Source organism: Vibrio sonorensis, assembly GCF_001854765.1.
GTDB lineage: Bacteria > Pseudomonadota > Gammaproteobacteria > Enterobacterales > Vibrionaceae > Vibrio > Vibrio sonorensis.
Genome location: NZ_LJJE01000063.1, coordinates 16754 through 37041, shown reverse-complemented (window position 1 = coordinate 37041; position 20288 = coordinate 16754). Strand labels below are relative to the sequence as shown.

26 protein-coding genes are annotated in these 20288 nt (G+C 43.7%); 4 read left to right on the top strand and 22 right to left on the bottom strand.

Annotated features, from left to right (window positions below; translation table 11 throughout):
- Nucleotides 1-16 precede the first annotated feature (16 nt).
- Complete coding sequence (locus BLO31_RS10400) at nt 17-961, bottom strand: NAD(P)H-dependent oxidoreductase (protein WP_070965670.1); 945 nt, start codon at nt 959-961, stop codon at nt 17-19.
- Nucleotides 962-1085: 124 nt separating this feature from the next.
- Between BLO31_RS10400 and BLO31_RS24455 the strand changes: the two genes are divergently transcribed.
- The 3 genes from BLO31_RS24455 to BLO31_RS10390 all read left to right on the top strand — a co-directional run bounded on the left by BLO31_RS24455 (nt 1086) and on the right by BLO31_RS10390 (nt 2612).
- Nucleotides 1086-1373, top strand: a complete 288-nt coding sequence (locus BLO31_RS24455; protein WP_245688466.1) for a LysR family transcriptional regulator — start codon at nt 1086-1088, stop codon at nt 1371-1373.
- An 8-nt stretch (nt 1374-1381) separates the two neighbouring features.
- Nucleotides 1382-2014 carry a LysR substrate-binding domain-containing protein gene (locus BLO31_RS10395; RefSeq protein ID WP_245688465.1) on the top strand — a complete coding sequence of 211 codons (633 nt, stop codon included), beginning with the start codon at nt 1382-1384 and terminating at the stop codon, nt 2012-2014.
- 151 nt (nt 2015-2165) lie between these two features.
- Nucleotides 2166-2612 (top strand): type II toxin-antitoxin system mRNA interferase toxin, RelE/StbE family, encoded by a 447-nt coding sequence (locus BLO31_RS10390; RefSeq protein WP_084659793.1) that lies wholly within the window; start codon nt 2166-2168, stop codon nt 2610-2612.
- Nucleotides 2613-2877: 265 nt separating this feature from the next.
- On the opposite strand, the gene BLO31_RS10385 is transcribed toward BLO31_RS10390, so the two are convergent.
- The 21 genes from BLO31_RS10385 to BLO31_RS10290 form a co-directional block, all read right to left on the bottom strand.
- The gene (locus BLO31_RS10385; protein ID WP_070965667.1) at nt 2878-3360 is read right to left on the bottom strand and encodes a GNAT family N-acetyltransferase; all 483 of its coding nucleotides are present in this window, start codon (nt 3358-3360) and stop codon (nt 2878-2880) included.
- A gap of 64 nt (nt 3361-3424) precedes the next feature.
- Nucleotides 3425-4351: a PD-(D/E)XK nuclease superfamily protein gene (locus BLO31_RS10380; protein ID WP_070965664.1), complete on the bottom strand. Its 927-nt coding sequence runs from the start codon at nt 4349-4351 to the stop codon at nt 3425-3427.
- A 30-nt stretch (nt 4352-4381) separates the two neighbouring features.
- Nucleotides 4382-4864 carry a hypothetical protein gene (locus tag BLO31_RS10375; protein ID WP_070965661.1) on the bottom strand — a complete coding sequence of 161 codons (483 nt, stop codon included), beginning with the start codon at nt 4862-4864 and terminating at the stop codon, nt 4382-4384.
- A gap of 51 nt (nt 4865-4915) precedes the next feature.
- Nucleotides 4916-5191 carry an alpha/beta fold hydrolase gene (locus BLO31_RS24445; protein ID WP_245688464.1) on the bottom strand — a complete coding sequence of 92 codons (276 nt, stop codon included), beginning with the start codon at nt 5189-5191 and terminating at the stop codon, nt 4916-4918.
- Nucleotides 5176-5682, bottom strand: a complete 507-nt coding sequence (locus tag BLO31_RS10370) for an alpha/beta fold hydrolase (RefSeq protein WP_245688463.1) — start codon at nt 5680-5682, stop codon at nt 5176-5178. The genes BLO31_RS24445 and BLO31_RS10370 overlap by 16 nt, the downstream gene beginning before the upstream one ends.
- A gap of 137 nt (nt 5683-5819) precedes the next feature.
- Nucleotides 5820-7124 (bottom strand): serine hydrolase domain-containing protein, encoded by a 1305-nt coding sequence (locus BLO31_RS10365; RefSeq protein ID WP_070965658.1) that lies wholly within the window; start codon nt 7122-7124, stop codon nt 5820-5822.
- A 193-nt stretch (nt 7125-7317) separates the two neighbouring features.
- Nucleotides 7318-7827: an endonuclease V gene (locus BLO31_RS10360; protein WP_070965654.1), complete on the bottom strand. Its 510-nt coding sequence runs from the start codon at nt 7825-7827 to the stop codon at nt 7318-7320.
- 279 nt (nt 7828-8106) lie between these two features.
- Entirely contained in the window at nt 8107-8571 is a 465-nt protein-coding gene (locus tag BLO31_RS10355; protein ID WP_175443206.1) for a hypothetical protein, read from the bottom strand.
- Nucleotides 8572-8708: 137 nt separating this feature from the next.
- Nucleotides 8709-9140, bottom strand: a complete 432-nt coding sequence (locus BLO31_RS10350) for a hypothetical protein (RefSeq protein ID WP_070965650.1) — start codon at nt 9138-9140, stop codon at nt 8709-8711.
- Between the two features lie 158 nt (nt 9141-9298).
- Complete coding sequence (locus BLO31_RS10345) at nt 9299-9934, bottom strand: HAD family hydrolase (protein WP_070965647.1); 636 nt, start codon at nt 9932-9934, stop codon at nt 9299-9301.
- A 60-nt stretch (nt 9935-9994) separates the two neighbouring features.
- The gene (locus BLO31_RS10340; RefSeq protein WP_070965644.1) at nt 9995-10393 is read right to left on the bottom strand and encodes a hypothetical protein; all 399 of its coding nucleotides are present in this window, start codon (nt 10391-10393) and stop codon (nt 9995-9997) included.
- Between the two features lie 111 nt (nt 10394-10504).
- Nucleotides 10505-10993, bottom strand: a complete 489-nt coding sequence (fabA, locus tag BLO31_RS10335; RefSeq protein ID WP_070965641.1) for a bifunctional 3-hydroxydecanoyl-ACP dehydratase/trans-2-decenoyl-ACP isomerase — start codon at nt 10991-10993, stop codon at nt 10505-10507.
- Between the two features lie 34 nt (nt 10994-11027).
- Nucleotides 11028-11273 carry a helix-turn-helix domain-containing protein gene (locus tag BLO31_RS10330; RefSeq protein ID WP_070965636.1) on the bottom strand — a complete coding sequence of 82 codons (246 nt, stop codon included), beginning with the start codon at nt 11271-11273 and terminating at the stop codon, nt 11028-11030.
- Nucleotides 11270-11845 carry a DUF6597 domain-containing transcriptional factor gene (locus BLO31_RS10325; RefSeq protein WP_070965632.1) on the bottom strand — a complete coding sequence of 192 codons (576 nt, stop codon included), beginning with the start codon at nt 11843-11845 and terminating at the stop codon, nt 11270-11272. Before BLO31_RS10325 ends, BLO31_RS10330 begins: the two co-directional genes overlap by 4 nt.
- Before the next feature lie 189 nt (nt 11846-12034).
- Complete coding sequence (gene otnC, locus BLO31_RS10320; protein ID WP_070965628.1) at nt 12035-12667, bottom strand: 3-oxo-tetronate 4-phosphate decarboxylase; 633 nt, start codon at nt 12665-12667, stop codon at nt 12035-12037.
- Nucleotides 12660-13922 (bottom strand): 3-oxo-tetronate kinase, encoded by a 1263-nt coding sequence (gene otnK, locus BLO31_RS10315; RefSeq protein WP_070965625.1) that lies wholly within the window; start codon nt 13920-13922, stop codon nt 12660-12662. The genes otnC and otnK overlap by 8 nt, the downstream gene beginning before the upstream one ends.
- Nucleotides 13923-13951: 29 nt before the next feature.
- A complete protein-coding gene (locus tag BLO31_RS10310; protein ID WP_070965622.1) occupies nt 13952-15499 on the bottom strand; it encodes a tripartite tricarboxylate transporter permease in 1548 nt (515 codons plus the stop codon).
- A 17-nt stretch (nt 15500-15516) separates the two neighbouring features.
- Nucleotides 15517-15978, bottom strand: coding sequence for a tripartite tricarboxylate transporter TctB family protein (locus BLO31_RS10305; RefSeq protein ID WP_070965619.1), 462 nt, complete (start codon nt 15976-15978; stop codon nt 15517-15519).
- Nucleotides 15979-16024: 46 nt separating this feature from the next.
- The gene (locus BLO31_RS10300; RefSeq protein ID WP_175443205.1) at nt 16025-16990 is read right to left on the bottom strand and encodes a Bug family tripartite tricarboxylate transporter substrate binding protein; all 966 of its coding nucleotides are present in this window, start codon (nt 16988-16990) and stop codon (nt 16025-16027) included.
- A 78-nt stretch (nt 16991-17068) separates the two neighbouring features.
- Complete coding sequence (locus tag BLO31_RS10295; protein WP_070965616.1) at nt 17069-18148, bottom strand: isocitrate/isopropylmalate dehydrogenase family protein; 1080 nt, start codon at nt 18146-18148, stop codon at nt 17069-17071.
- A 22-nt stretch (nt 18149-18170) separates the two neighbouring features.
- On the bottom strand, nt 18171-18818 hold the full coding sequence (locus BLO31_RS10290; RefSeq protein WP_070965613.1) for an aspartate/glutamate racemase family protein: 648 nt from the start codon (nt 18816-18818) through the stop codon (nt 18171-18173).
- A gap of 369 nt (nt 18819-19187) precedes the next feature.
- Between BLO31_RS10290 and BLO31_RS10285 the strand changes: the two genes are divergently transcribed.
- Nucleotides 19188-20096, top strand: coding sequence for a GntR family transcriptional regulator (locus BLO31_RS10285; RefSeq protein ID WP_070965610.1), 909 nt, complete (start codon nt 19188-19190; stop codon nt 20094-20096).
- The last annotated feature ends 192 nt before the right edge of the window (nt 20097-20288 follow it).

Below are 20288 nucleotides of genomic sequence, written 5' to 3'. Positions count from 1 at the left end.
CATCAAGCAGCGCCCTTTAGACTGGCGTTACGTAATAACGATGAATCTGAAACTCACCCTCATCATTCAAAGTAACCGTCCAGTTTTGGTTAAACAGCTGATTGATGTTATTTCCATTTTGCAGTTCACCTTGAACTCTCACGCGTATCGTCGCCAGATACGTATCATCAGATCCTGATTCTATTTCGACCTGCTCAATACGATGAGTCACTTCTGGTTTAAATGCAGCTAGAACTGACTGATACCAATCGGTAAAACCTGCCTTACCACGATAACTGTTTTCAGCGTCCAACAGCTCTAGCTCTTCTGAGATGTATGGAAGGAACTCGCTACTCTCTTCTGGCAGACGATCGAATCGATCAAACCACTGCTTTGCAAACAACTCAAATTGGGCTTCAGTGGAGTAAGCCAGTCTGTCTATTTTGGCGATTAACTCTTCTGCATGCTCTAAAGCTCGCTTCTCAACCGCTTGTTGCGTGTTGTATACATTCGGGATGTAAATCATGCGATAGGAGTAAACAGGCGACTGGTAAATCATACCAGCGAGGTAACCCGTTTGCTGTAGTGGATGCAAGAGTTGCTCAACAGCGAAGTGGTTATAACCCAGCGGGTCATAAGATTCCTCGGGCCCACCTATGGTCAGAGAGAGAATAAGGTGCTTATCTTTTAGCTTGTCTCCCTCTGGTCCGTATGCAAAGTTAAATCCAAACACATCATCCAACCACTTTTTCATAATTGCCGGAACGGAATACCAGTAAAATGGGAATTGAAGAACCACGATATCAGCCTCAAGTAGCGCCTTTTGCTCTGCTTCAATATCGATCTGATAATTTGGATATAGAGTATCCAAACGTCGGATATCTATACTCTTTATCTGTTCTTCCAAGGTATTTAGGATAACTTTATTGGTCCATGATTCAGACAAATTTGGATGGCCTGAAATAACAACGACTTTACTCATAACAACTCCGATAAAAACTCTAGTAACTGGATATGGAATGAGTTTACTCTTCTACTTTACAAAAAATAGATGAACAAAGGCTATTTGATTGTTAGCATTAACCTAACAATGGAGGGCGTATGAAATGAAAAGCGCTAGCTACAATCAAATTGTCATCTTTCACACCATCGCTCAAGAAGGGTCCATTAGGGGCGCTGCTAGAAAACTGGAAATCGCGCCTCCCTCGGTGAGCCAGTCTTTAAAATTGTTGGAGTCTAAACTTGGCATCCCCCTTTTCCGCCGCTCAACACGGCAAATGAAACTGACCGAAGCGGGTCAGTATTTACTTGAAAATACAGCCGATGCCATATCCACCCTAGACCAAGCGCTTGAAGGAGTGCAGACGCTTTCTCGCGCCCCATCGGTAGGGTAAGTATCACGGTGCCAAGGTTCGTTTACCAGACATTGATAAAACCCATCTTCCCAGAGTTTTGCTTGCGTTACCCTGACATTGAGCTAGAAATCTCTGTATCAGATTCAACCATCGACCTTATAAAAGAAGGTATCGATATTGGTATACGTTTTGGCGATCTAATTGAAGAAGGTATGGTGGCAAAACCCTTAACCCCGCCAGCGCCTGACGCATTGTTCGCGTCCCCTGAATACATAAAAGAGTTTGGAGAACCAAAAACGCCCGAGCAATTAGAGAACCACAAACTGATTCAGTACCGTTTCGGAGCCTCTAATCAGCTCGCCCCGCTGATATTGAACAAAGATGGAAACTCAATCAGAGTAGAAATGCGATCGGCCGTAATTGTCAACGACACTGACCTCTGCGTCGATGCCGCGCTAGCGGGATTAGGTATAGGACGAATTATTTCTAATCTAGTTAACGACCACTTAGAAAGTGGAAGCTTAATGCCGATACTCCGTCCCTACTGGAACGAAATATCGGGTCTTTACATTTACTTTTCTCAGAACAGCCAGAAAGCAAAGCGCGTGAGGGTATTGATCGACTTCTTGTTAGAAAAAATTAATAAGAGTGAAGAGTTGCCCAATACAACTAATTTGTAGTAACCCATGCTCGGTTCGCAGTCGTCTAATCTTTGTCTTCTCAACGCATATTAAAAATGCCACGCGTTACGAATCACTCTTGAGCAACTTGTTGTACCACGTGGTTGAAGATAAAATGACCAAAATAAAGACCACTTTAGAGACCGAATGTATGACTACTAGAATTTTAGCCGATGTCGCTGCAAGCATTACTGAGTTGAAAGCGAACCCTATGAAAGTGGCAACTAGTGCTCACGGCGAACCTGTTGCTGTACTAAACCGAAACGAGCCAGCATTTTATTGCGTACCTGCCGAGGCGTACGAAATGATGATGGACAGACTCGACTTCAAAAAGAGCGCACTCAAAGAGTGGAAAAAACTTGGCTCTACTCTACAACAACAATTCAAGAAAAAGCTCATCGAGCGCTTACAAAACCCACATGTTCCGGCTTCAAAACTTTCGGGAGCTGACAACATGTGTAAAATTAAACTCCGCCAATTTGGCTACCGTCTCGTCTACAAAGTTGAAGACGATGTCATCATTGTCACCGTCTTAGCTGTTGGAAAACGCGAACGTAACGATGTATACCTTAAAGCTATAAAAAGGTTAGATGACTGACTGACTGACTGAGGTATAATACCCTGTTGAGGGGTGAGCAACGCTACCACCGGATCTAAGCTATTGCGCCGTAATCACTAGAGCGAATTCAAGCCAATAATGCCAAGCGTTGCGAATCACACTTAATTGAATAAAAACAGTGCTAACAGTCTTTAGAGCAGCACCAATTTAATCAATCTGCCTGCATTTGGCACTTTAAGGTTTAGAATCTGACAGATTGTGTTCGGACTCATTCACTTAGTTTTTAGCCAGTTAATCGCTAACCCTACGCCTCGACTAGGGATAGAAACACCTGTTGTGATTCTGTATTAAAACTCAACTGCATATCGACGCAATCTATACCTTCCCCAAGGCCATTAAACACGACTCTGCTGGTCATAAACCCGCGCTTCTTGTAAAAGCCTTCTGCATGCTGCGAGGTTTGGATTTTGATAATATTGACCGCATCGTTGTACTTTAAGTAAGACAGCCTAAGTTCAGCCAGCCGTTTTCCATATCCTTGCCCGTGAAAATCTCGGTGTACCATTCCCCAAGCCAATGAACCAACGTGGGCGTTGACTTCGATGCCACCACACGCAATAACGGTACCCCCATTGGTGCACACATAATATTCATTCGCGTCTTTTAGGCTATCCAAAAAGTCGATAAATTCTTGCCGTTCGCTTTGGTCAAAATATTTGCCAAGGTTGCTATCAAATGCAGCGATACACCCTGAGCGATGCGTCTTGTTATATTGCTGAAAATCCATTTTTCACCTTCATTTCTGATGGAATATAGTTTTAGCCACCGCGCTACAACTCATCAGGCGACTTCTAAAGACTCACAGCTTCCAGTTTTTCTTTAAGATAGCAGGCAACATTAATCGATTGGTTGATTTGCTCCACAACCTCGTCAAACATTTGAGTTAAAGGGTCGATTTCAGGTACAGATTTCTCAATAGTGAGGGACTTCCCAGACACTTGCACTGTTAAATCAGGAATGTCTAGAGAAGAAAGCTTGTCGCAAACTTCGTCATAGCGATCCGCTTGTCCTAGCATCATCACTTTGACGACATTTCCGAAGATTTGATGGATGATTTGAGTCTGTTTGTCGGTCTTATTTGGGTAAAAACGAATCCAACTGTTTCCAGCTGCTCTCGGTTTGGAGGCTTCGGGGTTTAACTCGGGGTAGTTAAGCGAAACGTAACTGAGATATGCTTGTGCAAACGATGTCATTTCGTCGCTAATAGTCGATTGATAACCTCTTTTTTGTTTGTCTATTGCACCCTTAATAAACTGAGCTTTGTAGCGGCTTCTCGCGTCATCCGCGGCAACAAAAAAAGCCATCAACTCTTCATAGGAAATCTTTGCATCGTATACTTCGCTGTCACTATCGAGGTATTTTTTCGGTGCGACTAAACAAGACTTGAAATCGACCCAGCTTCCGTTTTCAATGCCCTTTTGCCCCCGCTGTTGATAGCGTAAGCTTTGCTCAAACTGAGGCTGGGCATCAATTTTATTTTCGAGCAAGATAGCTTGATGCGACTCATCTTCTGCTGTGTAAACAATGACCAAATCAGACTCCCCCAGATGACTGTCTGTCACTGAGTGCCAAGCACCAACAAGGCTAACTTTTGAAGGTAGGCCCGTTATTCTAGTGACTAACCAGTTGGTAAAGTTCGGGGAAACATGGGCCTCTTCTAGAAGCAGTAAGTCCACATCTCTTTCTTTGACCGATAAAAATGTTTGCAGTTCTAGCATTAGGTACCCCAATAACGGTGTTTGTACTCTCTAAGTATCAAAGACATAAACCGGACCTTTGGCTGTATGGCAATCGCCATTGATCATGCTTTGCATATGGTTTGTGTATTCGTTGAAACTGGCGACGACAACAAAACCCGATCGTTTATCATCTCTGAAGGAAGCCTGGTCTTTAAAAACCCACACCTCTTCCCAATGAAACTCGTCGTGTTGTATCACTCTCGTTTCTAGCCAAGCACTCTCATCGTAACCGCACTTGTCGTAGATTTTTTTAAATATCAATGATTGATGTAGCCTATCCATTGCCGTTTTACTGGGCGTGCCCGCCCAGCTTTCAACAATGCGTATACTGGCGTTGTCGGTATTTTTGTCGTCTATGACTAATCTCAATGGCGATTGTTTTTTGGCGTACTGTTCGTTCACTGCAGCCAAATCTGAAGTATCGATCCCAAACGAAAAGCAACCACACAAGGTCAATGTGAGTAATGAGGCAAACACGTATTTCAACATCATAGTTCGACATTTCACCTTAAAGACAAACAATACCGATGTACTTCCCAGCCATTAACTCTCTATAGAGCGCTTAATCACTGACGCGAGTTGTTGCGGGTTTTCCCAAGCCATGGAGTGTCCAGCATTCGAAATCGTTTCAACCTTAACTCCGTGCTTAGCAAGCTCGTCATAATCAGGGTCTGGCAGGGTGAACTCCCCAAAAACATACGTTTTCGGCGCGGTGAATCCGTAATAGACCTCTCGCCAGCTCGGCGTTCGGCCCTCGATTAATGATTTCGCGTTTCGATAGATGCCTTGTGGTGAGCTGCTCTCTAGCCTGCAGCCCATTCAGTGTTTCCACTCGCTTTGCTCTCTTCTATCACTTTGTCATAGCCCGACTCGACAAACTCTTGCTCGCTAAAGCTGACAATCTGTTTGCTAAAAAAGCCACCGCCTGAATCTAAATTAGCTTCTGTAAGAATGATGGAATGCAATTTATCGCCGAGTCGAGAAGCCAGCTCTATAGCGACTGCGCCTCCCATACTATGCCCAAAAACAACGACTTGAGATAAACCAAGATGGTCTATTAGGGCCGCAAGGTATTCCGCATGAGCGCTTAACTGGTAACTAAACTGCTTTGGTTTGTCACTAAAACCTGAGCCTAACAAATCGACAATGATTCGTCGGTGACAAATCAGTTCTGGCATGGCGGCGACTTGAGGGTAGTCAAAAGAAGAGGCACAACCCAATCCATGAACAAATATGATGGGGACTTCCTCACCGGGTAAGTCATGATATCTAACGATGGCATTTGGTGTTGTTAACTTAAACTCTTTCATATTTCCCTACTTAAACGCTTTCAATATCTTTGAAAGTCATAACTTGCACTGCACCAAGTAGAATACCAATCAAATCTATCGCATATCAAGCATCGGTTTCTGGGTATTTGTTTCTTAAAAACATACCCTTAATGCGCTCAATCTCCAGAAAAAGCTATCTCATACATTCTTTCAATCAGCTTTGAGCGCAATCGGTAGTCTAGGTGAAAATTGTTGATAAATAAGACGATGCCACATCCGTGTACGGGGGAAATATAAGCCGTAGAAACGATGCCGGGTCCACCGCCATCGTGCCCCCAGATGGTATTGCCTTTGGCATCGTAGTTTTTAAACCAACCGAGTCCTAGTTCATTTCCAGTGTGACTGTCTTTTCTACTCTGGGTAAATATCGAGCGCACGGTTTGAGGTTGAAGGAGTTGATAGCCGTTTACTTTTCCACCGTCCAGATGGGCAAGGAAGAAGGGCAGAATCGATGTGAGTGATGTTCCTAGAAGTCCCATCGGATAAACTGGCGAATAGTAGTCACAGCGAAAAAAGTCGATAAACGCTCGTCCACTCGGCGCAGATACCGTCTGTTTAGAAGCATAACCTTGGTCAAGCATTGCCTTTGTATAGACCTGCATGATTGGCGCTCTTGGGCTGTACTCCGGCTCGTAGTGAGTCATCCAGTTTAATGGTTTCTCTTTACTCCACGACGTTTGATTCATTCCACATGGTTCGAAAATGGCGTCGTGACAATACTCCTCGAAGCTTTTACCTGTCATCCTTTCCACTATATAAGCAGCAACAACTGCATTGAGATTGGAATAACCAGAGATAACGCCAAGAGGATCAGGACTAACGTTTTCAGCGTCTCCCGCTTGATAGTCGTTAAAGGCTTTTTGGGGCTGGTAGTTTTCACTTTTTGGAGAAAGGTGTTGCTGTACCCAAGCTTCCAATGACTGGCCAGTATCTAAACAGAAGGAGTCTGCCATCGGATAAGGTGCTGACATCAGTTTTCGCGAAGAAAGCGACGAAGTATGGGTGATCAAATGTCGAGTCGTTATTTTACTGTCAGGGAAATAAGGTGAGCGCATGCCAAATCCAAGGTAACGGCTGATATCTTCATCCAGCTCTACCTTACCTTGCTCCACCAACTGCATTATCGCAGTCCAAACAACCAATTTTGAGATTGAGCCGATAGATTGCCACGCGCTTTGGCTAGTCATTGGGGTCCGGCTCGCAATATCTTGGAAGCCGTAATCTTTACTCCACAATACCTGCCTGTTCTTAAATATCGCAGCGCTAATACTCGCAGCAGGAAGATCGGTTATGGCACTGTTTAGCGCCTCATCGAGTGCCACTAAAGGGGCTTTTAGCGAGTTGTAGCCATAGTTCACACCTAAACCAACACAGCTTGCTGCCGCCCCTAGCTTTAACACACTTCGACGAGTTAACAACACAATCACAGCTCCTAAACTAAATTTATAATGTCACGCTAAGTTGCACTACGGCTTAACGTTACTCATTCTGGGGCGATGCATTCATCGGTTCCCAGTTGACTGACGCTTCCTATACTCGCTTCGCTTTATGGTGCTGCGGCACTTACATCTGACCCTATCTAACCCAGTTACTAACCAAACAACTCTATTTAGTTCACGATTTTTTTGGACCTTGCCTACATTCTCTATCGACTTGCTTTAATAGTGTAGGGAAGCGATGCTTGCCATGCATTGAGGCCACTAACTCGATTGCTTGAGACTCTTCGATCCCAATAGCAGTTACATACAAGGGCTTTTCGCTCTTTCCTCTGTACACTTCGGATTCTGCTTTCGAGTCTTTAAACGCTTTTTTTGCCACGCCAACAATAGGGATTTTCTTATCTAACGCTTGATAAAGATGCATACCTAGGCCGGGCTTAGCGTCGTGGCCCAAGGAGACAAATCCATCAATGACAATAACCGTTGGGCTTAAGTTGTGGTCATTGATCAATTGCAAAATGCAGGGCATTTCGCGTTTATAAAACTGACCGGGTTGATAGTCCGCTACCTTGTTGATCGTCGAATAAACAACACTCTCAGGCTTTTCATCTGTCCAATTTCGGAAAAGGACGCCTGCGGCTAACGCGCTGTCCTCACGATAGTCGACATCAATTGCTAAAATCACAGTAAACCTCTTTTGTTATCGCTATATACCCGCTGCTTAGCCGCGTATTAACCACGTTTAACCCAGTTTAATAATACAGGCAATCAAACAACATTTACTGTTTAAAATCAATTAGATATGAATTAACCTCTTATATAAATCGGGCTAAAAAATAAATTTCTAAGCACTAAGCCTTAACAGTTTTTCACTAAAAGCATGCTGTATTTTAGGCCTGATAGGCTTTGATTTAATTGATTAAAAGCTATAGCGAAAGTTTATTGGAGTAAAGTTAAGCTTTGTTCATGTTTTATCGGTTTTCCCTAGCCACTTAGCAGTGAGTTCTTTGGCAATACCAAAAGCTCTCACGGCGAAATAGTACAAATACCTAGATGAAAAATCGCCCAAAAAATGGAGAAAAATTCGATCTGCCTCTTTTCGTGTAATACCTATGTCTGATTGATATTGAAGCAGAATGTCATGAATAAGAGAGGCATAGTAAGTTATCGGTTTTTGAGTGTTTACAAGATTGCGACCATCGGGCGTTCCGAGTAACCAAAGATCAAAGAAGTTCCATTTAGGGCTGCAACCATCCCAAGCATAGCCATGGCTATATGAACCTTTAACAACAATGACCCCATCGCCCGAAATTTTAAGCCAGTCATTTTCAAACTCGTAGTTCAGTAATTGCGTTTCATAGGTCAGATCTTGGTGAGTAACAAACTTGTAAACCCCTTTACGCTTTTTTGCCGGTTGAATATTCATCATTCACTCCTTATTGCACAAAGGCACTCGATAATTGAAACATTAGACAGTTAGATAGAAAAGGGCATGACGTAGATTAAAAAGCAACGCAAAATAATGCCGCGGGTAACACGTCTATAGAACTAACTTAATCTTGCCGACTATTTGCTTTTAACTCTTCTGCAAAGCAGATGAGCAAACATCAACAGCGTTAGAACCACCACGCCACAAAACTCAAAGTAGAGATATCGATAGGGATACGACCAACCACCACCAGAAAACTGATTTCCCATCAGTGCGGTACTCAAAACAAAGAACAGCCCTACCCCAATGGCCGTCGAGCGCAATAAGCGACTAGGATACTTGGCGTATAACCATTGAGTCACAAATGACGCCGGTAACATGCAGAATGAAGTATAAAAGACCGTAATGCCCCACCCTACTCCACCGCGTTGGCGACGACCCAGTTCACGAGCAAGTTCGCTACCTTCACTGTAAAAGTAAACCAATGCCAGCATCGCTAAAAATGATACCAAGGCATAGAGCAGAACCTTGCCCAATAGTATTAGTGGAGAACTTGAATTATCTTCCATCTGACTCGTCTAATGCGATTCTCGTTTAATCCGCAGATAGCACGCGGAAAACTAACGCCAAGTTATTATTTTAGTTAATAAAAACTAATAATATGAGCAGTTAAGGAAAAATACTTTGACCAGAGAGGCAAAAGAGAAAATCACATCAAGCATCTGATTTATTTAATAAAACTCAAAGCTCTTTGCAAGGGGCTAAAGCTAGATATTTGCTGATGGTGAGAAACCTTACTCCCGACAATAACTAAGTTAACATTCAACTCGTCACACGCTTTTACATCCCAAGCAGCATCACCAAAGTAAGTGATGGGTAAACGCAATGAAGCGTCTGCTTTTGATTGTGCAACAGACATTATTTCCGTTCGCGAGTAGTGGTCGTTGGACGATGCCAATACCAGTCTTTCCGTATCAAAACCTGCTGATTGCAACTTTAAAAGTGCAGATTCACCCCAGCCACCAGTCGCAACCGACACTATGTATTCTGGGCTATCAAGTAAGTGGTTAACAAAAGCGGCGGCCCCTTCAATTTCCTTAACGGGATTGTTTTCTATCGCTTCTTTAATATTACTAACAAACACCGGTTTAACGGCTTGTTCTAACTCTTGCAAGGTATATGGTAAACCGCGTTCATTGATGAAAGTTTTCAAAATTCCCCTGTCAGTAACATAAGGATACGCCCCCCAGTTGCTATCAATTTGCAAATCTGTCACCGAATAGATGGCATCTACTAAACACTTTTCATCAAACGCCTGCGATTGAATCAAAGTGCCATCAATATCTAACATAACGTGTTTCATACTCTACCTGTGATATCAAATGGAAAACTAAGGGTGGCTGTTAGGCTCAGCGCCTTGCGATTATCTGTTGTTACTACAGTCGGCTAATTTGGCTAAGCCTAAATCGATATGTGCCACTATATACCCATACTCTTTGTCGGAAAGTTTGCCGTCTTGGTATGCCTTCTCTGCTGATTTATGATCCCAAGTGGTGTTGCAGGCAGGCGTAGGTATCGACGTATCGATGTCTAGTAAATACTCTTGTTTAACATCGAGATAATGGCCGTTTTTCGTCGCTTTATGCGCGCATAAAGACAGCACATACTCCACGGCATACTTGTCCACTTTTGGTAGCCCAACAAACTCTGTTTTACAGCCAATCTTTCGATCTCCAGCTTCGGTTGTGTAATACAGCTTACCAGTGGTACAGGCTGCTAACGTTATCGCCATTAGTAAAATAGAGATCGACCTAATACACATTTATTCGCACTCATAATAAACCGCATCATCAGTTTACTGGGACGCCAATCAGATACAAGTATCTCCTACAAAAGGGATGGATTTACACAATCGATTATCGTGTACGGCTTATCAGCGAATTAGTGCCACTTTCAAGTCGCTCGCTTCGTAGATGATTTCACCATCAAGCAGCACCAACCCGTCGGCAATTCCCAGAGGCATTGGCTTTGCAATCACGCGTTTTATGTTTAACTGATAGTGAATTTTTCCCGCATCAGGATATATCTGACCAGAGAACTTTACTTTCCCGACACCAATCGCTCGCCCTTTGCCAGAAAGCCCTGACCACCCAAGGAACACACCGAGTAACTGCCAAAGGGCGTCTATTCCCAAGCACCCCGGCATAACGGGATCGCCTTTGAAGTGGCAATCGAAAAACCAGTGATTGGGTTTAATACTTAGTTCTGCGCTAAGGGTTCCTCTATCAAACTTTCCCCCGCTTTTAGAGATGTGGTTGATCTTGTCTATCATCAGCATATTCGCGCTTGGTAATTGGGCATTACCATTTCCAAAGAAACCGCCTTCCGACATTTCTAGAATTTGTTGTTTTGAAAACTGCATGTTCACTCCTCGTCATTTGAAGAGACAGTTTTCCTTACCGATGGGATGATTTATTGGAAAAATCGGACATAAAGTAAGAAACCAGTTCTTTGGGGCTTACTTTAAGTCTGTCTTTAAAGTCATTGAGCAAATGAGCCTGATCAAAATAGCCGAGTTCAAATGCAAGGTCAGACACCGCCATATCGGAACGCCACAACTTTTCACAAACCAATTGTATACGCATCGCTTGAAGAAACGACTTTGTGGTCAATCCAGTATTGTCGTGGAAAATTCGGCTCAACTGTCGGCTACTAATACCAAGAGCCCCCGATAGATGGCTAACCTTGGGTACACCACTTTGGCCATAAATATTGGCGAGAGCAATCTAAAATTACCTCCCTTTTCAACTGTGAGCTTATTGATTAGCCAGTTATCACAAAAGTCTGCTCGCAATGAAAAATCTGAGCATTGATACAAAGGAGCATGCAGGTTTAACGCCTCTTTAAACACTTCAGATGCATCATAAACCTCTGAAGAAAAGCAATCTGCCTTAGTCTTAAAAAAACGATTCAGCCCACCAGCGTAAAAGCGAATACCAAAATATTGATCGGGCACTTTAATATCAAGTTCAACCGCCCTATCAAGTACGCGGCTGACTTTAACGCCCTGCGGCGAAATATAAAACGCTTCCATACCATCGGGCATGATGATGTATTGGGTTGGTTTTGTGGTCGTTATTTGCAGATAAGAATGAACGATACCTTTCAGTGCATCGCTAGGTTGGCGCACTTCCAACGCAATGCCTTTTTGTGCCAAAACATCATGGGTTAGCAAAGGCTGAAAAGGTTCAAAGTGGCAATTCATATCACTCATAAATCTGCTTTTTCAAAGTGGGACCACCTAAGATACCAAGTTGCGGTCTACTTGCCAAAGACAGCTTAAGGTCGATTGTATTCCGACAGGTTCATTTTCTATGATACCAAAGAGAAAAAGGTTAGTTGGGTGAGACGACTCTCACCCAAGTTTTTAAGCAGACAAGTCGACGTTGCTGCTTTTAGTCTACTAGACGCTTTTTTTTGTCAGAATTTCTATGTTCTCTTCTGTCAAATACGATACGCCCCCACCCCGAAGTAAAAAGTACAGTTTGGCGGTTTCTTCTAACTCTTCCGCATTATCTACCGCATCTAATAAGTCTTTCCCTGTCACTACAGGCCCATGGTTAGCAAGCAGATAAGCCCGATAATCGGGGGCGAGTTTTGCTAGCTCAGCGCCTATTCTTTTATCGCCGGGATTGAGATAGTCGACCAGCGGTAGCTTGCCTATTCTCATCACGTAATAGGGAGTGAAGGGTTTAATTACGTTTCTGCGGTCTAAGTTGTCTAGACAGGACAGCGCGGTTAGATAGGTGGAGTGCAGGTGAACAATAGCCTTCGCTTGCGGCCTATGTCTGTATATCTCAATGTGGAACGTCACTTCTTTCGACGGTTTCTCACCGCTCAAATGTTCGCCATCCATGTTCACTAAGGACAAGTTCTCCGCCGCTAGCCGACCTAATGAAGAACCGGTCGGCGTCGTTAGTAAAAGTTCATCATCAACTTTCACCGAAATGTTACCCGCACCGCCAGTCGCGTAGCCTCGGTCAAACATGGATTTTGCGAGGCTCACAAGTTGTTCACGCTGTTTTTGCTCATTCATTTAAAAGCTCCTGTGCTTTGCTAAAGAACCCTTTGTCACCAAAGTTTCCAGATTTCAGCGCAAGCTTTAGATCGCCATCTAAACTCTGCATCCATGGCACGCCCGGTGCAATTTCTTGTCCGACGTGAAAAGCGTTAACCTTTAGCGCTTGTGTCACCGTTCCAGAGGTCTCTCCTCCGGCACTGATAAAGGTGTTGTATCCTTTTACTTTCAGATTTTTCACCAACTTTTCAAACAAAGCTTCCACCATGACAGAAGCTTGTTCGCCATAGGTCGATTGTATTTGGGCCAACTCTCTCGGCTCGACCGTTGCATAGACCATAGGGAAATAACGTTTATCACTATGGTTAAGAACCCAAGTTAAAACGTTATCTATGTAACTCTCGTCGCTTACAGTACGATCAATGTCTAACTTGAGACTTTCGGTTTTATCGACATAGTCGGTTACTTGTTTGTTGGTCATTTCCGAGCAAGAACCGGAGAGCACAATCCCCTTGTTATATGTATTTGCCAAACTATTAGATCCGCCATTGGTCATAGTAGAGTTGGCTTCTTGTGCACAAATATGTGCGATCGCCCCTACTAAGCCTGAACCACCAGTCACTAAACGATGGGATCGACCAACCCTTGCAATCACCTCTAAATCCCTATCGCTAATCGCATCACATACTATGTGCTGCGTTCCATTGTCTGACAGGTTTTGAATATGAGTTTCTACAAAGAGCTGACCATTGGACACTACGTGCAAATCAATCAACCCAGCTTTTCCCTTCGTTTGCTGTTCGACCAACCTAACAAGGTTTGAATCTGTCATTGGAGTTATAGGATGGTTTTTCATTCCAGACTCAGAAAGCAACTGTTCAAAAACAAACAAGTGTCCTTGGTAGACCGTTCGACCGTTAACGGGTAAAGAGGGACAATAGAGCACCCTATCTACACACAACACATCCATTAACGCTTTTGTTACAGGCCCAATATTGCCTTTCGAAGTGCTATCAAAAGTCGAGCAATATTTGAAATAAATCAGCTCGCACCCCTGTGCTAGTAACCAGTGACATGCATTTACCGATTCCCTGACGGCTTCCTCTACGGGGCATGAGCGACTTTTTAAGCTCACCACAAGCGCATCGGCCTCATGTTCAAAAGCCGCGGTGGGAACACCTGATAACTGAATGGCACTCAACCCACCCCTAACAATAAAACTCGCGGCGTCTGTTGCCCCAGTGAAGTCATCGGCAATCACTCCTATCTTCATAGTTTGCTCCTTTGAATTTGCTTGAAAAGTTAGCCCACTTCGCTAGGGTCACTTTGCGTTGCTTTCTCGTCGTGTTTCTTTTTGATGTAACGAACCAGTAGTGAAAAGCCGATGGTTGAAAACATAATTAATGTCAGCACTAGAGAGATAGGACGCTGAACGAAGATAGCGAGACTTCCTTGGCTAATAATTAAAGATTGCAAAAAGGTGCTTTCTGCCATTCCACCTAGTACTAATGCCAACACTGTTGCGGCAGGAGAGTACCCATAAAGCTTCATCCCGAACCCAACTAACCCCATGATTAGCAACATAGAAGTTTCAATAATGCTGTTATTAAGCGCATAGGCACCAATCACACATAAGATCACAATGACAGGAACAACCAGCCGATAAGGGATGTCCAAGAACTTAACAAATAGTGGTATAGCAACAATGCTAAGCGCCACCAATATCATGTTGCCCATATACATACTGGCAACTAGTCCCCAAACTAAATCTGGGTTTGAATCTATCAACATTGGGCCAGGCTGTAGCCCCCACATCATCAATGCGCCTAGTAAAACAGCGGTTGCACCTGAACCGGGTATGCCCAGTGAAATAAGTGGCACCATTGCACCAGCAGACGCCGCATTGTTCGCCGTTTCTGGTGCGACCAAACCTCGTATTTCACCTTTGCCAAAAGCTTCAGGATCTTTGGCCACTTTTTTCTCAACCGAATAGGCCAAGATGGAGCCTATCGTTGCCCCCGAACCGGGCAATACACCTGCAATAAACCCAATAACTGACCCTCTTACAAAAGTAAATTTCGAGCTGATATAGTCGCGTTTTGTCGGCCAAAAATCCTTGGAGCGAAAACTGAACTGAAGGCGGTCATTAATCTTTTTATGTTGCCCCGTGTAGATGCAATAGAGTAGCTCTCCTATACCAAATAGACCGATAGCGACTGGTACGAAATAGATACCGCCAATCAACTCTGGTGAACCAAATGTATAACGTTGAGCGCCACTAACAGAATCAACGCCAACCATGGCGATGGCGAATCCAAACAGTGCAGATATCACACCGTTGAGTCGGTTATCACCCATCATTGTGGTCAGTAATAGCAACCCCAACATAATGATAAGAAAGTACTCGGAAGGGCCAAAAGACGATGCAAAATTGGCCAGTATTGGCGCAAAGCCACAGATAAGTACAACGCCTAACGTGCCGCCAAAAAAGGAAGCGATTGCCTGCATGACCAAAGCCGGACCCGCTCGTCCATTTTGTGCCATGGGATAGCCGTCCAGTGTCGAAGCCACGGTAGCCGACTCTCCGGGGGTATTAATAAGAATGGAGGTTATGGTTCCACCATACATAGAACCGTAATAAATCCCAGACAGCATAATGATCGCTGTAGTTGGATTTAGTCCAAATGTCATGGGTATCAAAATCGCAATACCCGCTGCGGGCCCAAAGCCGGGAAACAGTCCTACGACCATTCCCACCAGAGCACCAACAAGTAAAAACAGAACGTTTGTGGGCGTAAAAGCAACCGACAAACCAAAAGTAAGATTGTCAAAGATTTCAGCAAAGAACATAAGTTTATCCCTTGTGATCAAAAGAAAGAACGCAGCAGTCCGTCAGGCAATCCAGCCTGTAACCACACGTCAAATAGCAAATAAACACACAGAGGAAATGCCAGTGAATACAACCCGTTTTGCCAGTGTTTTCCTCGATTAAAATAAGCTAGAAATGACATGCAAAACGCCACCATAGACAAAACTGCACCAAGGAAATTTAGTGTGAATACCAATAGTGAAATACAAGCAACCATGACCACTGTATCGCTGATATAAAGTGATTTTTCATCCCCATCAGAAGAGGATATTCGATGCCTATTTTTCCCATCTTTGAACACATTTATGCTGGTGCAAATCACCAAACCCATGCCAATGATTAAAGGAAAGTATCCCGGCCCCGGTCGACCGTTAAAATCAAACAAGTCGAGAGTACTGATACCCATAAGCGTAAAACCTACTGCAAATACAAAGGTGCTCAATGAAAACCAAAAACGCATAACAACTCCTCGAAGGTGCAGCTAGCAACTGCACCTTCTGATCCAGTTACTTGATTGCACCAATCTGAGTTAGCACTCGCTTAAAGTCAGCATTTGTCGAGGAGAGATTGGTTGCAAAGTCATCCCCCCAAACCGTGTTTCCAGACAAGCTATTTGTCGTTAAGTAATCACGCCATTCCGGCGTTTCTACTACTTTTTGTAAAGTCTGCACCCACCATTGCTGAATGTCTTTATCAACACCTTTAGGCATCACTACCCCTCTAGGTAATGAAAACGCAAAGTCATAGCCTTGTTCTTTAAAAGTAGGTACATCTTTGTAGACGGTACTGCGCTGAGCCTCTGAATATGCCAAAGGTCGAAAGTTACCCGCTTTGATTTGACCCGAAACTTCGGAAGGGTTAGCGACAATGGCATCAACGCTTTGTGAAGTAAGAGAGGTCACCATGCCGCCGCCATCCTGTGACGGAACATAGTCGTAATCAAAGCCTGCGCTTTCAGCAAAGAGGCTAGCGACCACGCGTTCTGGCCCAGCAGCACCTGTTCCACCGATAGTCACTCGATTCTCCTTGGCATAGTCGACAAAGTCTTTTGCCGTCTTAAAGGGTGAATCCGCACGAACCACAATAAACATAGCATCCTGTGCTAAAAGGCCAATTGGGGTGAAGTCTTCATATGTCCAACCGGTGTTCGACACTAAAGGAGTACCGAGGAAATTACCGCTGGTCGAAGTGAGGTAATAGGGATTTCCACTTTGCTGCGCAACATAATTAAAACCGACAGCACCACTACCGCCAGCAAGATTGTCTACGCGGATTGTTTGGTCGTAAAACTTGTACTTTTTTAGAATTTCCACAACGGTGCGAGACATAAGATCGTTCCCTCCACCAGGCCCAAAGGCAATGGTGTAGTTCAATCTTTCACTTGGATAATCCGTCTCGTCTGCCAAAATTGTAGGTGATACTACCAATGTTGCACACGTCAATAGCGCAACAAATTTTTTCAATAGGGACATGAGTATTTCCTCTCTGTTCATTTAGGTACTTTACTGTTTCACTTATAGTTTTGATTATTGATACAACTTGGATTTACGTTAAAAAGGGCTATTAGACAGGTTTTTTGCCACCGCTTGACTGAACGCCTTGCAACCCAATTTCCCGCCTAAATCAGGGGTTCGATAGTTGGGATTTTCAAGTGTCGCGTCTACTGAGGCGGTTATCGATTTCGATGCGGCTATCAAGTCCGGTCTTTGATGTTTGTCGCCCATCCACTCGACGAGCATAGCGACGGACAAAATCATGGAAGTTGGATTCGCGATATCCTGCCCCGCTATATCTGGAGCGCTGCCGTGTTGAGCCTGAGCGCAACAGTGCTCATCACTAGCCATCATAGAACCTGCAAGACCTAAACTGCCTGATAGCTCACTGGCTAAGTCACTAATAATGTCGCCGTAAAAGTTGGTTGCGACCAAGACGTCGAATCGTTCTGGGGTGCGGACAAGATGCGCGGTAGATGCATCGACCAACAAGTCATCGACTTCAACTTCTGGGAACTCTTTTGCTATCTCATTTACCGCTTCTAAAAAGAGGCCATCTGTCATATGAAAACTGTTCGCTTTGTGTATGGCGGTCACTCTTTTATTGCGTGACATCGCCAATTCAAATGCTTTTCTCGCGATCCGCTCTGAACAATGACGGGTAATCTTTCTTATCGATAACGCCATATCCGGTGAAGGTTTTACTTCCCCCCAACCTTCTGTCATGTTTCGATCAGGATAAAACCCTTCCGTCGCTTCACGCATAATGACGAGATCTATACTTTTGCCTTCGCTCATATTGGTGGGAAGAAATTCGCGAGAGCGCGCCGGACGAACGTTGGCATAAAGATCTAAACCTATTCTGAATCCGGCCGACACGTTACGCCCCCCTTGTTCTGGTTTGGGGTAATCGGCGTGAGACTGCGTGCCTAATATGATGCCGTCATAAGTTTTTGCCACTTCCAACGTCTCTTGTCTTAACGTTGTTCCATACTTTTTTAAACTATCAAAACCAACGTCGTCATAATCGAAGTGCAGCCCAAGCTTGTATTTATCATTTGCTGCATTCAAAACGGTAATGGCAGCTTGTGTAATTTCGGGGCCAATTCCATCCCCTGGTAGAACTAATAGTTTCATTGGTATCTCTCACGTTTTAGGGTTAACTCGACAGTGCTTTCTTTAGGTAACGAACCGCGCATTCTGGGCTCGACAAAACTGTTTTTTGACACTTTTTCTCAATCAACGATTTAGCAATAGAGGAAGAGAAATGAGCGATCATAATGACCTCTGAATCTGAAAGGCGCTTTGCTCCTTCCAACAGCTTTTGATTGTGTTTATCTGTTTCTCCGGCCAGAAGCGCATCTCTGGCTTCGCTGACACACAACACACTCAATTTGGTCGCCGAATGATTACTCGCAGCTAAGAACTCTTTTTCCATTCCTTTCATGGCAGGTGAAAACGTTCCTAGTAAACCGACTTGACTAGCGGAGCTGATAGCCTGTTCAAACATCGCTTGATTAGGCGTTATCACCGGAATATCTGCGTTTTTGGCAACCTCCTCTATCGCACTTCCGAAGGCTGAGCAGGTAAACATGATCGCATCCACTTGAGACGACACCGCGAGGTCATACAAAAGCGCTATGCGCTTGTACAAAAATGGAGTCAGCTCGGCGCACTTAGCTCGTTCAATACTTAATGTCTCATCCCACAGATGGATGATGTCAGTTTCAGGCCATAGTTCATTAAACGCCTTGGTGATAGGCTCAATCGCAATGTCTACTGCATGTATTAAAGCTATTCTGGTCATAATAAATTGTTCTTTGTGATTCCAAAATACATTTTATTACCTAGCGATAACATTTTGTCAACAATGGAAAGAGGGGGTAGATTGACGAAAAATCGATGGAACTAAGATACTAATATCTATAAATTTCAATACTATATGTATAAAAAGATCTTTCTTGAGTCGAAATTTTCATTCTAAAACAAACATTGATTGTATTTTGAATATGTGAAATACAACACAACTCTTAAGCAAAAACACACGAATAATACAAAGTATTCACAAAATACAATTTATCAGTAATACTGTTGAACCGGCCAAATGGTGTCTGGCGATAAGCGGCAATAGATAAAAAGAATGTCCTTGTGTGGGCAAAAACCTAACGAGTGGAATATGAGCCAAAGTAAACCAACGTCTGCGGAAATACTTGCGAGTCGAGTGATCGAACTTGTGATTAAGCAAGGCCTTAGCCAAGGGGCGCACATTAAAGAAGTTGAGTTTTCAAAGGAACTTAAAGTATCGAGAACCCCAATTAGAAATGCGTTTCTCGCTCTGCAAGAGTCTGGATATTTGGTTAAAAAACCCAACCAAGGATTTTTTCTAGAAAGAGTACCAAAAGCGAATCACACACAATCCCCCTCTCATGAAAGTAATCAATATCACGATTTAGACCCAATCTGTTATCAAATTGGCCAAGACTACCTTTCAGGAAAGTTAGACAAAAACTTTACCGAAAACGATTTAATCAAACGATACTCGCTTGGGCGTAAAAGCGTTCAAGAAGCGTTAATCACCATGGAAAAGGAAAGTTGGCTAACGCGAAGTTTAGGTTATGGCTGGGAGTTTAACGAGTTTATTTCATCCCCCTCTGCTTATATGCAAAGTTACCGATTTAGAAAGCTCATCGAACCCGAAGCATTGAGAGAACCGAGTTTTCATATCGATACCGCTCAAATACAGATGTTGAAACTCGCGCAAATCGAAATCTTAAACAACAAGCAAAAACTGGTCTCCGCTGCAGAGATGTTTAACGCTGGCGTGTTGTTTCATGAATCCATTGTCGCTATGTCTGGCAACCTTTTTTTGTTGGATGCATTAAAACGGGTCAACCGCCTACGCCGACTAATAGAATTCAACGTGAATGGAAAACGCCCTATTCCTAAAAAAGAGTGTGAAGAGCATATACAACTTCTCACGTTGATCGAAGAAGCAAAGTTAGCTGAAGCTGCTGATTTTCTCGAACTTCATTTAGAAAGAACTGCAAAAGAAAAAGAAAAGATCGCCGAAAGTATCTTCGGTTGAGGCTGAGCTGGCCGCATTTTCCAAACCCCAAGCTGCGGTAAATCTTACTCGATCTTACATACCCGCTGGATCGTCGCGAATGAAAATACCGCGCACGCCAAATTCTCTTCAAAACCCACCATGAGCAACTGGCCGCACATTTAATGTTTGCGTCTACTCTTAACCATGTACCGAGTACTTAGTACAAACAGT